This is a genomic window from Micromonospora sp. WMMD734 (genome assembly GCF_049178975.1).
GTDB classification, from domain to species: domain Bacteria; phylum Actinomycetota; class Actinomycetes; order Mycobacteriales; family Micromonosporaceae; genus Micromonospora; species Micromonospora wenchangensis.
Genome location: NZ_JBMHMK010000001.1, coordinates 1,637,926 through 1,652,349 on the forward strand (window position 1 = coordinate 1,637,926; position 14,424 = coordinate 1,652,349).

Here is a 14,424-nt window from a genome sequence, read left to right on the forward strand (position 1 = left end):
ACCGGCTCCGGCTGCGCCCCGCCGATGCTCCGGGCCTCGTCGCCCGGCGGGGTCTGCCGCTGCGCCGGGTGGACCGCGTGGTCGCGTGCCGTGGTGCTGGCGCTGATGCGAGGGAGAATGCCGGCGCGGTGGCCGCGAGCAGCGGCGTGCCGGGCGTCGGCACCCGGAACCGCACCCCGGCGGGGCGGCGGGAAGCCCGCAGCGGGAGCGTCCTGTACGGAGGTGTCGTGCCCCGCAGGCATAGCGGTGACCGCTGGGCATACGGCTGCCGGAGAAACCGTCACCCGGCCGGCTTCCGCACCGGTCCGCGTGGGGCCACCCGCATCCTGCGCGGGGTCGGGCCCGCATCCTGCGCGGGGTCGGGGCCGGGGGGAAGGCCGGCGGGCGACGAGGCGACGGGACCGGGCCCCGGTCAGCCGGTCGGCTCCATCGCGTCCGGGACGCCGGCCAGCGCGGGGCCGTAGCGGCGGGCCGCCGTCAGGGCCGCCCAGGCGGTGACCGCGACCAGGGCGTCGTCACCGGGATGGTGCGCCCGGAAGTCCGCCACCACGGCGTCGGTCACCTGGTAGGAGGCGAACGCCGTGAGCAGGGCGAGCCGTCCCGCCGGGCGGTGCGCCGGGGACAGCGCGGTGACCGCGTCGTCCACCCAGGGGCGGGCGCTGACGCCGGTCGGGCCCTCCTGCGGGTCGGCACAACGGGCGACGACCAGCTCCCGTACCCCGGCGGGCACCACCTGCCGGCCGGCGTCCCCGATCGCGGCGTAGCTGCGCGCCATCGCCTCGGCGAGCACCGTCGGGCCCGCCCAGGCCAGGTCGGCCGGCGGCGCGACCTCGGGCAGCAGCGCCAACGCCGCCCCCGGCGGGCGGGGACGGCGGGCCAGCGCGCCCATCACCCGGGCCGCCGTGCGGTGCACCATGCCCCGGGCCACCGACGGGGTGTCGGGCAGCGGTGAGTCCCGCAGGAAGACGTTGACCATCCGGTTGAGGTAGTGGAAGACCACCGCCACCCCGACCAGCTCCGGCAGTTGCTCAGGCGGCGCCGGTGGCGGCCCGGCCGGCCCGTGCGGGGAGGGCCGCCGCGCCCACCGCGACAGCGGACCCCACTCGCCGTCGTCGAGCCGGTCCACCGCCGGGCCGGCCCCGTCGAGTGTCGGCAGCAGGCCGATCAGGGTCGCCCCGTGCACGTCGACGCAGTACGGGCAGCGGTTCGCCATGGACACCGCCGCCGCCACCGCCTCCTTCGCCGGCCGCCCCGCCGCACCGGTGGCCACCAGGGTCTCCCGCAGCATCGCCCAGCTCGCCGCCAGCACCTGCGGGGCGGGGGAGTGCAGCGCCACCGGTGGCGCGAGCATGCCGAAATCCTGCTCCACCTGGGCGTACACCCGGGCGACGAGGCCCTCCGCGCGGTACGGGTCGACCGGGCGAACGTGCCGTACGTGGGCGAGGACGGTGCGCCGGGTGGCGCGGGCCAACAGGGTCCCCACGGTCATCCCCTTCCAGGTCAGGGCGGTCCCCCGGCCGGATGCCGGGGGACCGTGGTCGGGGTCAGCGAGCCTGGAGCACGGCGCGTCGGCCGGCGGTCGCGCCGTCCGGCGCGGGTGCGCCGTAGGTGACGGCGATCCCGCGTTCCCGGGCGGCCCGGACGATGCCCGGCACGGCCCGTTCGGCCAGCGCGCTGATCGTCAGGGCCGGGTTGACGGTGAGCGCGCCGGGCACCGCCGACCCGTCGGTGACGAAGATGCCCGGGTGCCCGCGCAGCTCGTGCCGGTCGTCCAGGGCGGAGGTCGCCGGGTCGTCACCGATGCGGCACGACGCCAGCGGGTGCACGGTGTACGCGCCCACCAGGTCGTTGGTCCACGGCATCACCTTCGCCAGGCCGTCACGTTCGACGATGTCCTTGACGTCGGCGTCGGAGAGGTTCCAGCCCCGCCAGGTGTTGGCGGTGGGCTGGTAGCGCAGCGGGCCGTGCCCCAGCATCTGCTGGGAGAACCGGTGCGCGTTGCCGGTCTCCGGCGGCGGCCCGAACACGCCCTCGTTGTCGTCCTCGGACATGGTGAAGACGGTCAGCCAGGACTTGAAGTGCCGCATCAGCTCCTTCTTCTCCACCCCGAACCAGCTCGGCCCGGTCGCGTCGGGCACCTGGGCGAGGATGGTGCCCAGGCCGGGCGGGAAGTAGAGCTGCTCCAGCGAGTACCGCTCGTACTCGGGCAGGCTGGCGTCGAGCTTGTCCCAGCTGGCGACCGTCGGGCCCCGGCCGATCTGGTACGCCTCGTAGGCGACGCCGTCACCCCGGTCCAGGCCCAGCACCTCACGGACCCGGTCCTCGTCGAACACGGCGGTGTTGAGCCGTTCCCCGTTGCCGGAGAAGTAGCGGCCGACGGCCCTCGGCATCGGGCCCAGCGTCGGCTCGGACCGTTGCAGGATGACCGGGGTGGCCCCGGCGCCGGCCGCGACGATGACGATCTTGGCATCGATGGTTCCGGTGTCGTGCAGGACCCGGTAGTCCTCGTCGTCGACGATCCGGTAGTGCACCCGGTAGCCGCCGTCGTCGGTGCGGGACAGGTGCTGCACCTCGTGCAGCGGCCGGATCGTCGCCCCGTGGGCCAGCGCCGCCGGCAGGTAGTTCAACAGCAGCGACCGTTTGGCGTCGAAGCGGCAGCCGGCCATCATCCAGTTGCAGTTGGTGCACTTGTCCAGGTCGATGGCCGACGGCACCGGGTTGGCCGTGCGGCCGGCGTGGGCGCACGCCGCCGCCCACAACCCACCGGGGTACGGCACCTGGTCCCAGCTCTGGCTGGTCACCGGCAACGCCTCGACCACCCGGTCGTACCACGGGTCGAGGGTGTCCCGGTTGATCGCGGCCGGCCACATGCGCCGGCCGATCGAGCCGTGCCGTTCGAAGACGAACCGGGGCGCCCGGGGCATGGTGGCGAAGTAGACGACGCTGCCGCCGCCCACGCAGTTGCCGCTGAGCACGCTCATCCCGTCCCCGACGACGAAGTCGAACGCCCGGGTGTACGACGAGCCCAGCTCGAAGTCGTGGTCGAACTCCTGGCTGGACAGCCACGGCCCGCGTTCCAGGATCACCACCTTCGCGCCTCCGGCGGCCAGGTGGTAGGCGGTGATCGCGCCACCGAAACCACTGCCGATGATCAGGACGTCGGTGCTCTCGGTGCTGCTCATGCCGGGCTCCCGGTGGGGGTCGTGTCGGGGTGCAGGGGGGCCAGGGGACGGCCGTAGGAGTAGTTCGGGTAGCGCCACAACCCGTCGACGTCGGGCCGGTGGTAGCCGAGGTGCAGCAGGCCGGGGTGCCCGTCGGCGAGCGCCGCCACGGTGGGCAGGTGCGCCGCGCTGTCGAAGGCCATGTTGCTGAACAGCGCCAGGCCGACCCACATCTGCTTCTCCGGGTGCTCCGGGTCGGTCAGCCGGCGGACCAGTTCGGTGCGGTGCTCGAACGGCAGGGCCACGAACGCCGGCAGCGTCGGGTCCAGCGCGACGCCCTGCTCGGCGGCGTACTCACCGGCGTGCATGTCGAGGGTGACGGCCAGCCCGTCGAGCGAGTCGGCCAGGCCGCCGGCCGGCAGTTCCAGCAGCTCCAGCGCCCCGGCGGCGACCGCGCCGCCACCGGGGGCGGCACCCGCCACGACCCGGTCGTCCGGGCTTCTCTTCTCGCCCGGGACAATGGTGTCGGCGAAGGCCTCGATGGTCATTGTCCGCGCTACGTCTGCGTCGGTGGTATCGGACTGCACGACGCCTCCTGTCCGGTGCGAAATTGTTCCGGGAGAAACTGCGGTGATGCGTTCACCGTGGGTCGCGCGAATGTCGGTGCCACCCGGTGGCGGTGGCATCCGGGCACCGTTGCTGCACGATTCCGTTGCCGCACATCGTGCACGCACCGGGCCCACCGAAACACCTTCCGAAGTGCGCTGGCCACCCCGTCGTGACCCCGGCCGCCGCCGGGCGGCCGGTGGAGGCGGCCCGGCGGCGGCCGGTGGCGGTCAACCCGGTGGACGCACCTGCGCACGCCCGGAGAAGCGGGAGCGCCACCGTGGCCCGGACGATGGGTGGACCCGTGACCGGCGTGCGCCCGCAGGTGCCCCGGCGGGTCCCCGCCCGTTGCCCGACGGCACCGACCGTCAGGCGTCCCCCCAGGGAGATGGCCATGCCGACCACCCTCGGTTCGCTCCGCAGGCTGCTGCTCACCCCGTCCCTGGCCGAGGTGACCTTCGCCCGGCGCGGCTTCCCCGTCGTCGATTCGGCGGCCACCCGGCGTCTGGAGGCCATCCCGCAGACGGTGATCTGCGGTTTCGAGTGGGCGATCGACGCCCGCGACCAGTGGGAGGTGGAACGACGCCTGGAACTGGTCGACGTCGAGCTGCGCGGGTTCGCCTACGAGGGGGCCACGATGGCCTTCACGGTCCGTGACGCGATGGCCGGTGGACGCGGCCACCGGACCCGGGACCTGCTGCGCGGGCGGGCCGAACGGCACACCTTCCTCACCTACATCGGGATCGGCTTCGCGATGGCCAGGCTGCCCCGTCCCCTGTGGCGGCGGGTCCTGCCCGACCTGACCGGCATGCGGTACTACCCGACGATGAGCTGGCTGGCCGTCGACGGGTACGGCTTCGACCGGGCCTACTTCGACACCGACCAGTGGGTACGGCAGCAGTACCGCCCCGCGGCGTACCCCTGGCAGGGGCATCCCGACTACTTCGCGCGCGCCTGCGACCAGGGTGTCGGTCGGGCCCTGTGGTTCATCCACGGTGCCCAGCCGGCCCAGGTGGCGAGCGCCGTGGAGCGGTTCGACAGGTCCCGGCGTCCCGACCTGTGGAGCGGCGTCGGACTGGCGGCCACGTTCGCCGGGGGCTGCGACGCGGCCGGCCTGGCCACGTTGGCTCGGCTCAGCGGCGTCGACCGTCCGCACCTCGGCCAGGGGGCGGTGTTCGCCGCGAAGGCCCGCGACTACTCGGGTCACATCCCCGGGCACACCGGGGTGGCCCTGCACGCCCTCGCCGGAATGTCGGTGGAGCACGCCTCCGTACTGGCCGACGACGTGGCGGTGGACACCGCCGCCGGGCCGGACCTGCCGGCGTACGAGCTGTGGCGGGCCCGGGTGCGCGACCGGGTGCCGGTCGCCGACCCGGCGACCCCGGCCTGAACCGGTCGGCGGACAGCCGGCGGCCCCCGTCCCGCTCCGGGACGGGGGCCGCCGACCGTCACGCCGCGACGCTGTCGAACTGGCCAGGGGTGCGGCCGGGACCGGCCGGGCCGCGGTAGGCCTGCGCCAGGTCCAGCCAGCGGTCGGCCTCCGCCCCGACGGCGGTCAGCGCCAGGTCGGCGCGGTGCCGGCGGCGGGTGACCAGCAGGCACAGGTCGGCCGCCGGGCCGGTGATCCGCTCGGTCGCGTCCGCCGGGCCGAACTCCCAGACCTCCCCGCCGGAGGGCGCGGTGATCTCGAACCGCAGCGCGACGTCCGGGGTGTCCAACCCCCGGGCCTGGTAGCCGAAGTCCCAGGTGCGGACGGCGAAGTCGACCAGGTGCCGCAGCCGGTCGGTACGTTCGGGGCGGATCCCGAGCGCGTCGGCGATGTCCTGGCCGTGGCCGAACAGCTCCATCATGCCGGCGGCGGCCAGCACCGGCGCGGGCAGCGGCCGGACCAGCCAGGGCACCGTCTGCCCGGCCGGCACCGCGGCCAGGGCCTGCTCGGCGGTGGCCCGTTCCTCGCGCCATTTGGCCAGCAGCGCCGGTGGCGCAGCGGACAGGTACGGCGAGAGCGCGGTACGGACGTTGCGGTTGAAGTCGGGCCCGAACTGCTGGGCGAGTGCGAGGAACCCCGCCGGGTCCGCCGCGGCCAGGCCGGCGAGCCGGAAGGTGGCCGCCAGATGGGCGATCTGGTGGGCGATGGTCCACTCCGGCGCGGGGGTGTCCAGCGCCCACTGTGCGTCGTCGAGGCCGGCCACCATCCGGTCGACGGCGTCACCCTCCAGGGTCAGGTCGACGAAGACGTCGTTTCGTGCGCTCACGCGTCTGTCCTCTCGCTCGTCAGCAGGGGCGAGCGTGGCCCGGCGCGTCCGAGGGCACCGGTTGCCACGCACGACGCCGATCCCGTCGCCGCCTGACGCGCGGGGCGGCAGGTGGCCGGGCCCACGTCGACGGCGTCACGTCAGCACCAGCAGCATGCGGGCCGGGCGCGGGCGCTGTCTTCTCTCGTCATGCGCTGGCGGCCCACCACCGTCGTGGGTTGCGCACCGTGGAAGAACCGTCGACCGGGCCGACCGGCGCATGCTGACCACGATGGGCCCGGCCGTCGACGTCCGGCGAACCCCGGCAGGTACGCGGGCCCGCCAGGGGGAGAGCTCATGGTCGCCGCACGGGTCGCGTCCTCGGTGGTACGCCGGCAGGTCAGGTACGTCACGCCGGTGCCGGCCGGGACCGCCCGGGGACTGGTGGCCGACGTCTACGCCCAGGCGGAGCGGGAACAGAAACTGGTGGTGCCGCCCGTGCTGCTGCACTCCCCGGCGCCACCGGTGCTCGCCGCGTACTGGATGTTGATGCGGGAGCCGCTCGTGGCGGGACGGACGGTGGACCGCCGCACCAAGGAGGCGGTGGCCGCCGGGGTCTCGGTGGCGAACACCTGCCCGTACTGCGTGGACATGCACAGCATCAGCCTGTACGACCTGGCCACCGAGGACGACGCGGAGGCCGTCGCCGACGACCGGATCGTGGACCTGCGGGACCCGGCGGTCCGGGCGGTGGCCGGCTGGGCCCGGCACGCCCACGCCACCGCCACCGCGCCCCCGTTCCCGGCGGCGCACGCCCCGGAGTTGGTCGGCGTGGTGGTCGCCTTCCACTACCTGGCCCGGGTGGTCAACGTGTTCCTGCCCGACCACCTGCTGCCGGCCGGGCTGACCGGTGCGGCCCGACGCCGGTTCAAGCGGGCCGTCGGCCGGCTGCTGCGGCCCACCCTGCGGGGCGCGCCCCGGCCGGGACGGTCACTGGCGCTGCTGCCGGCGGCGACGCTGCCGGACGACGCCGGATGGGCCGCCGCCGACCCGGTGATCGCCGGTGCGGTGGCCCGCGCCTACCGGGCGTTCGACCGGGCCGGCGAGGAGGCGGTGCCGGCGGCGGTCCGGGCCCTGCTGCGCGAGCGGCTCGACCGGTGGGACGGGTCGTCACCGGGCCCCGGCCGGGACTGGTACGACGACGCCTGCGCCGGGCTGCCCGGGCCGGACCGGGCGGCGGGCCGGCTGGCGTTGCTGACCGCGTTCGCCTCCTACCGGGTCGACGACGAGGTGGTCGGCGCGTTCCGGGGCACCGCGCCGACCGACCGGGCGCTGGTGCAGGCGGTCGCCTGGGCGGCGTACGTGGCGGCCCGGGAGGTCGGCCGGCGCTGCCTGCGCCCGGCTGCCCGGTGAACCAGCCGGTCAATTACCGGGCCCGGTGGGTAATGCACCGGTGGCGCACCTTAGAAGTAGACGATCTGTTTCGCCGCTGAAAACATAACTTCGGGAGGCATCCCTCCTGACGTGCGAGAAGATAGGGGGACGCCCGGTGTCGAATCCATTCCTGAGACTGCGGCGACGCATTATCACGCCATCGTCGTCGGAGACCAAAGTCGACGTTCGCGGTTTCCACCGAAAGAATCCGGCAGCCGTCGAACTGTTGGAAACCGTCGGCGAGTCATTTCTGACCGGGTACGCCGCGGCCGCCGAGGCGCGGACCCCCGCCGACGCGGAGCCGGCGCTGGAGACGGTGCGTCCGCAGTTCCGGGGCTTCGCCTACGAGGGGGCCGCGATGGCCCTCGCCGTGCTGGACGCCCTGCCCGGCGGCCGGTCGGACCGGGTGCAGACGTTCCTGGCCGGCCGGGGTGCCGACCACGTCTACATGGCCTACGTGGGGGTCGGCTGGGCGATGGCCCGGTTGCCCCGGTTCCGCTGGTCGAAGCTGTACGCCCCGGACCCGTTGCTGCGCTGGCTGGTGCTCGACGGCTACGGTTTCCACCAGGCGTACTTCCACACCCGCCGGTACGTGCACGAGCAGTACCAGGAGCAGGACTTCCCGTGGCCGGCCGACGGCCCCCGCTGGTACGCCCGCCGCGCCATCGACCAGGGCATCGGCCGGGCGATGTGGTTCGTCGGCGGCACCGACGCCGGGGTGGTCGCCGACCTGATCGACCGGTTCCCGGCCGAGCGTCGCAGCGACCTGTACGGCGGCGCTGGCCTCGCGGCCACGTACGCCGGGGGCGCCGACGCCGACGAACTGCGCCTCTTCCTCGACCGGGCCGGCAAGCACCGCGCCGAGGTCGCCCAGGGCAGCGCGTTCGCCGCGACCGCCCGGCTCACCGCCGGCCTGGAGACCCCGCACACCGGCCTGGCCACCTCGGTGCTGGCCGGTGCCACCCCGGTGGAAGCGAACCGGATCTGCGACGAGCAGCGGCCGACCGGCGACAGCCCGTTGGAGCCCGGCTACGAGATCTGGCGTCGGGCCATCGCCGACGAACTGCGGATACGCGGAAGGCGCTGACGGGACGTCCTGTCCCCATCCCTCCCGTCCCGCCGATCGCCGGGTGGTCCCGGCGCAGCCTCCCTCCCCACACCTGCCCACGCCTCGGCAGGCGCCTCGCCACGCCCGTGGCGACCCGAACGGTAAGGAGATCGTGCCCGCATGACCAGGATCGCCATCGTTGGCATGGCGTGCCGATACCCGGACGCCACCTCGCCCCGAGAACTGTGGGAGAACGCCCTCGCCGGTCGCCGGGCCTTCCGCGCGCTGCCCGACGTCCGCATGCGGTTGGCGGACTACTGGGACGCGGACCCGAGCGCCCCGGACCGGTTCTACGCCCGCACCGCCGCCGTCATCGAGGGGTACGAGTTCGACCGGCTCGCCTACAAGATCGCCGGCAGCACGTACCGCTCCACCGACCTGACCCACTGGCTCGCCCTGGACATGGCCGCCAAGGCGTTGGGCGACGCCGGCTTCCCGGCGGGGGAGGGGCTGCCGCGTGACCGCACCGGTGTGGTCGTGGGCAACACCCTCACCGGGGAGTTCGCCCGCGCCAACGTGCTGCGGCTGCGCTGGCCGTTCGTCCGTCGTACGGTCGCCACCGCGCTGCACCAGCAGGGCTGGGAGGACGACCGGTTGGCGACCTTCCTCGACGAGCTGGAGGACCGCTACAAGGCGCCCTTCCCGGAGATCGACGAGGACACCCTCGCCGGCGGCCTGTCCAACACCATCGCCGGGCGGATCTGCAACTACTTCGACCTCAACGGCGGCGGGTACACCGTCGACGGCGCCTGCTCGTCGTCGTTGCTGTCGGTCGCCACCGCCTGCCGGGCCCTGCTCGACAACGACCTCGACGTCGCGGTGGCCGGCGGGGTGGACCTGTCGATCGACCCGTTCGAGATCGTCGGCTTCGCCAAGACCGGCGCGTTGGCCCGCGACGAGATGCGGGTCTACGACAGGCACTCCAACGGCTTCTGGCCGGGGGAGGGGTGCGGGATGGTGGTGCTGATGCGGGAGGCCGACGCGCTCGCCGCCGGCCACCGCAGCTACGCCACCATCGCCGGCTGGGGCATCTCCTCCGACGGCAAGGGCGGCATCACCCGTCCCGAGGTCAACGGCTACCAGCTCGCCCTGCGCCGGGCGTACGAGCGGGCCGGGTTCGGCATCGAGTCGGTGCCGCTGTTCGAGGGGCACGGCACCGGCACGGCGGTCGGGGACGCCACCGAGCTGACCGCCCTGTCGCAGGCCCGCCGGGAGGCCGACCCGACCGCACCGCCCGCCGTGATCAGCTCCATCAAGGGCATGATCGGGCACACCAAGGCAGCGGCCGGGGTGGCCGGCCTGATCAAGGCGGCGCTGGCCGTGCACCACCAGGTGCTGCCGCCCGCGCTCGGCTGTGTCGACCCGCACGAACTGCTCACCCGCGACGACGCGACGCTGCGGGTGCTGCGGACGGCCGAACCGTGGCCGGACGGCCAGCCGGTACGCGCCGGCATCACCGCGATGGGGTTCGGCGGCATCAACACCCACGTGGTGCTGGACCAGGCCGGCACCGCCCGCCGGGTCGCCTTCGACACCCGGACCGCCCGGCTCGCCACCTCCGTGCAGGACGCTGAGCTGTTCCTGGTCGACGGTGCGTCCCGCGACGAGGTGCGCCAGCGGCTCCAGGAACTGCTCGACTACGTGCCGACCCTGGCCCAGGGGCAGCTCGCCGACGTGGCGGCCACCCTGCACGACCAGCTCGCCGACCGGCCGTACCGGGCGGCGGTGGTGGTGTCCTCGCCGACCGACGCGCAGCAGCGGCTGCGGCGGCTGTGCGAGCTGATCGACTCCGGTGAGACCCGGCTGGTCGACGGCGACGGGCGCAGCTTCCTCGGTCACGTCGGCGGCGTCGGCCGGATCGGCTACCTCTTCCCCGGCCAGGGTGCCGGCCGGGGCACCAGCGGCGGGGCGCTGCGTCGCCGGCTCGCCGAGGTGGACCAGGTGTTCCGCCGGGCCGACCTGCCCGTGGCCGGGGACATGGTGGCCACCGCGCTGGCCCAGCCGCGCATCGTCACCGGCTCCCGGGCCGGCCTGGCCGCCCTGGATCTGCTGGGGTTGGACGCGACCGTCGCGGTCGGGCACAGCCTCGGTGAGCTGTCCGCCCTGCACTGGGCCGGCGCGATCGACGACGAGACGCTGCTGCGGGTGACCCGGGCGCGAGGCGCGACGATGACCGAGCACAGCTCCTCCGGGGTGATGGCCAGCGTCAACGCCGGACCGGAACGGGTCTCCGCGCTGGTGGCCGGCGTACCCGTGGTGATCGCCGGCTACAACGGCCCGGAACAGACGGTGGTGGCCGGCACCGAGGAGGCGGTCCGGGCGGCGCTCGACCTGGCTGCCGGGGCGGGCCTCGGCGCGTCCCTGCTGCGGGTCTCGCACGCCTTCCACTCGCCGCTGGTGGCGCCGGCGGCGGACGCGTTCGCCGGGCACCTGGCCCGGGAGTCCTTCGGCCCGGTCCGCCGGCGGGTGGTCTCCACGGTGACCGGCGAGACCCTGCCCGCCGAGACGGACCTGCGGGCGCTGCTGCACCGCCAGATCACCGACCCGGTGCTGTTCGCCCAGGCGGTGGCACTGGCCGCCAAGGACATCGACCTCTTCGTGGAGGTCGGTCCGGGTCGCATCCTCAGTGGCCTGGCCGGGGCGATCACCGACGTGCCGGCGGTGGCCCTGGACACCGACGACGAGTCGCTGCGCGGGCTGCTGCGGGTGGCCGCCGCCGCGTTCGTGGTGGGTGCCGCGCACGACTATCCGGCGCTGTTCGACGACCGGCTGCGCCGACCGCTGCACCTCGGGGCCGAGCAGCACTTCTTCGCCAGCCCCTGCGAGCAGGCCCCGCTGGTGGACCTGCCGGAGGCGACCCGGGCGGAACGCCCCGCCCCGACCGACGCCGACGGGCCGGTCGACGGCGAGTCCACGGTGCAGATGCTGCGCCGGCTGGCCGCCGAGCGGGCCGAACTGCCGCTGACCATGGTGCACGGCGAGAGCCGGCTCCTCGACGACCTGCACCTCAGCTCGATCACCGTCGGGCAGATCATCAACGAGGCGTCCCGGCTGGTGAACGTGCCACCGGCGCAGGCCCCGACGAACTTCGCCACCGCCACCGTCGCGGAACTCGCGGTGGCGCTCGACGAGCTGTCCGCGACCGGCCAGGCCGGTGACCACGACCGGACGCCCGCCGTCACCGGCGCGGCGGCCTGGACCCGCGCCTTCGCCGTCGACGGTGAGCCGGCCGGGCCGCCGGTTCCGACCGGCGGTGGCGTCCCCGGCCGGTGGCAGGTCTTCGCCCCCGACGGGCACCCGTTGGCCGCGCCGCTGCGGCACGCCCTGGAACGGGCCGCCGTCGACTCCGGCGTGCTGGTGTGCCTGCCGGCCGAGTGCGCCGAGGAGCACCTCGAACTGGCCCTGGCCGGCGCGAAGGAGGCCCTGGCCGGGCCGGCCGGCACCCGCTTCGTGCTGGTCCAGCGGGGGCGGGGCGCGACCGGGGTGGCCAAGACCCTGCGCCTGGAGGCCCCGCAGCTGCGGGTGACCGTGGTGGACACCCCGGCCGGGCCGGAGGCCGTCGACCGGGTCGTCGCCGAGGTCGGCGCGACCACCGGATACCAGGAGAGCCACTACGACGACGCCGGGGCCCGGCGACTGCCGGTGCTGCGGGCGCTGCCGGTACGCGCGGCACAGCCCCACCCGCCCCTGGACGACACCGACGTGCTGCTGGTCACCGGGGGTGGCAAGGGCATCACCGCCGAGTGCGCCCTGGCCGTGGCGCAGCGGACCGGTGCCGCGTTGGGGCTGCTCGGGCGTTCCGACCCGGCGCAGGACACCGAACTGGCGGACAACCTGCGCCGGATGACCGCCCACGGGGTACGCGTGCACTACGCCCGCGCCGACGTCACCGACGCCGCCCAGGTCGCCGACGCGGTCGCCGGGGTGCGGGCGGCGCTGGGCCCGGTGACCGCGGTGCTGCACGGCGCGGGCCGCAACGAGCCGGCCGCGCTGACCGCCCTGGACGCGGCGGCGCTGCGGCGGACCTTCGCCCCGAAGCTGGACGGCCTGCGCGCGGTGCTCGCCGCGGTCGACCCGGGGCAGCTGCGTCTGCTGGTCACCTTCGGCAGCATCATCGGCCGGGCCGGCCTGCGCGGCGAGGCGCATTACGCCACCGCCAACGACTGGCTGGCCGGGCTCACCGAGGAGACCGGCCGCCGGTTCCCGAACTGCCGGGCGCTGTGCCTGGAGTGGTCGGTCTGGTCCGGGGTGGGGATGGGCGAACGACTGTCGGTGGTGGAGTCACTGAGCCGCGAGGGGGTCGTCCCGATCAGCCCCGACCAGGGCGTCGAGGTGCTGCTGCGGCTGCTCGACGACCCGGACGTGCCGCCCGTGGTGGTGGTCAGCGGCCGGGCCGAGGGGATGGACACCCTGCGCTACGACCGGCCGCCGCTGCCGCTGCTGCGCTTCGTGGACAAGCCGCTGGCGTACTACCCGGGGGTGGAACTGGTCTGCGAGGTCGAGCTGACCGCCGGCGCCGACCGGTACCTCGCCGACCACCTGCTCGACGGGAACCTGCTCTTCCCGGCGGTGTTCGGGATGGAGGCGATGACGCAGGTCGCGGTCGCGGTCACCGGCCGCTCCACGGTGCCGGTGGTCGAGCAGGTGGAGTTCCCCCGGCCGATCGTGGTGCCGCCCGACGGCAGCACCGTCATCCGGGTGGCGGCCACCGTCACCGACGACGCCGTCGTCCAGGTGGCGATCCGCAGCGCCGAGACCGGGTACGCCACCGACCACTTCCGGGCCCGGCTGCGGTTCACCGACACCGTCGTCCCCGACGGCCCGCCCGGACGCACCGACCCGGGTCTGCCGCAGGTGCCGCTGGCACCCGAGCGGGACCTGTACGGCGAGTGGCTGTTCCAGGGCGGCCGGTTCCAGCGGCTGCGCCGGTTCCACCGGGCCGCCGCCCGCGACGTCGACGCCGAGGTGGCCGTCGGTGGCGGCGACGCCTGGTTCGCCGGCTTCCTCCCCGCCGACCTGCTGCTCGGCGACCCGGGCACCCGGGACGCATTCATGCACGGCAACCAGGTCTGCGTACCCGACGCCACCCTGCTGCCGGTGGGCGTGGAGCGGATCTGGCCGGCCGGGGCGCGGATGTCCGGCACCGGCACGGTGCGCTGCTGCGCCACCGAACGCAGCCGCGACGGCGACACCTACGTCTACGACATCGCGGTCCGCGACGAGTCCGGGGCGGTCGTCGAACGCTGGGAGGGCCTGCGGTTGCAGGCGGTCCGGCACCGGGGGGGCCGCGGGCCGTGGCTGCCGGTGCTGCTCGGCTCGCACCTGGAGCGGGGGCTCGGCGACGTGCTCGGTGCCCGGGTCGCGGTCACCGTGGAACCCGACGGGCCGGGGGAGACCCCCCGCCGGGAGCGGACCGCCGTCGCCGTCGGCCGGGCCCTCGGCGCCCCCCACGAGGTGCGGTACCGCCCGGACGGCCGGCCGGAGGTCGACGGCGACCGGGCCGTCTCGGCGGCGCACGGCGCGGGGGTGACCCTGGCCGTCGCGGCCACCGGGACGGTCGGCTGCGACGTCGAGCCGGTGGCCGACCGGTCGACGGCGGACTGGGCGGGCCTGCTGGGCGTCCACGCCGGACTGGCCGCGCTGATCGCCGGGGACCGGGACGAGAGCGCGCACACCGCGGCGACCCGGGTGTGGGGCGCGGTGGAGTGCCTGCGCAAGGTGGGCCTGCCGGCGGACTCGCCGCTGACCCTGACGCCCGGCGGTCCCGACGGCTGGGTGGTCCTGGCCTCGGGTCCGCTGCGCGTCGCCACGTTCGCCACGAGCCTGGTGGACATCCCGCAACCGGTGGTGTTCACCGTGCTCACCGACGGGTGGAGTTGAG

8 protein-coding genes are annotated in these 14,424 nt (G+C 75.0%); 4 read left to right on the forward strand and 4 right to left on the reverse strand.

Translation table 11 applies throughout. From position 1 onward, the window contains the following. Positions 1-412 precede the first annotated feature (412 nt). The 3 genes from ACN267_RS06655 to ACN267_RS06665 all read right to left on the reverse strand — a co-directional run bounded on the left by ACN267_RS06655 (position 413) and on the right by ACN267_RS06665 (position 3,748). The gene (locus ACN267_RS06655) at positions 413-1,483 is read right to left on the reverse strand and encodes a carboxymuconolactone decarboxylase family protein (protein WP_307821393.1); all 1,071 of its coding nucleotides are present in this window, start codon (positions 1,481-1,483) and stop codon (positions 413-415) included. A gap of 61 nt (positions 1,484-1,544) precedes the next feature. Next, positions 1,545-3,182: an FAD-dependent oxidoreductase gene (locus ACN267_RS06660; RefSeq protein WP_204960484.1), complete on the reverse strand. Its 1,638-nt coding sequence runs from the start codon at positions 3,180-3,182 to the stop codon at positions 1,545-1,547. Then, entirely contained in the window at positions 3,179-3,748 is a 570-nt protein-coding gene (locus ACN267_RS06665; RefSeq protein ID WP_204960485.1) for a DUF5987 family protein, read from the reverse strand. Before ACN267_RS06665 ends, ACN267_RS06660 begins: the two co-directional genes overlap by 4 nt. A 413-nt stretch (positions 3,749-4,161) precedes the next feature. On the opposite strand from ACN267_RS06665, the gene ACN267_RS06670 reads away from it, so the two are divergent. Then, positions 4,162-5,157, forward strand: coding sequence for a DUF1702 family protein (locus ACN267_RS06670; protein ID WP_421488197.1), 996 nt, complete (start codon positions 4,162-4,164; stop codon positions 5,155-5,157). Positions 5,158-5,215: 58 nt separating this feature from the next. On the opposite strand, the gene ACN267_RS06675 is transcribed toward ACN267_RS06670, so the two are convergent. Next, positions 5,216-5,962: a TIGR03084 family metal-binding protein gene (locus tag ACN267_RS06675; protein WP_239486007.1), complete on the reverse strand. Its 747-nt coding sequence runs from the start codon at positions 5,960-5,962 to the stop codon at positions 5,216-5,218. A gap of 396 nt (positions 5,963-6,358) precedes the next feature. On the opposite strand from ACN267_RS06675, the gene ACN267_RS06680 reads away from it, so the two are divergent. The 3 genes from ACN267_RS06680 to ACN267_RS06690 all read left to right on the forward strand — a co-directional run bounded on the left by ACN267_RS06680 (position 6,359) and on the right by ACN267_RS06690 (position 14,423). Continuing rightward, positions 6,359-7,414, forward strand: a complete 1,056-nt coding sequence (locus tag ACN267_RS06680; RefSeq protein WP_204960488.1) for a carboxymuconolactone decarboxylase family protein — start codon at positions 6,359-6,361, stop codon at positions 7,412-7,414. 136 nt (positions 7,415-7,550) lie between these two features. Then, entirely contained in the window at positions 7,551-8,522 is a 972-nt protein-coding gene (locus ACN267_RS06685; RefSeq protein WP_372446006.1) for a DUF1702 family protein, read from the forward strand. A gap of 141 nt (positions 8,523-8,663) precedes the next feature. Then, complete coding sequence (locus tag ACN267_RS06690; RefSeq protein ID WP_421488198.1) at positions 8,664-14,423, forward strand: SDR family NAD(P)-dependent oxidoreductase; 5,760 nt, start codon at positions 8,664-8,666, stop codon at positions 14,421-14,423. Position 14,424: the final 1 nt, after the last annotated feature.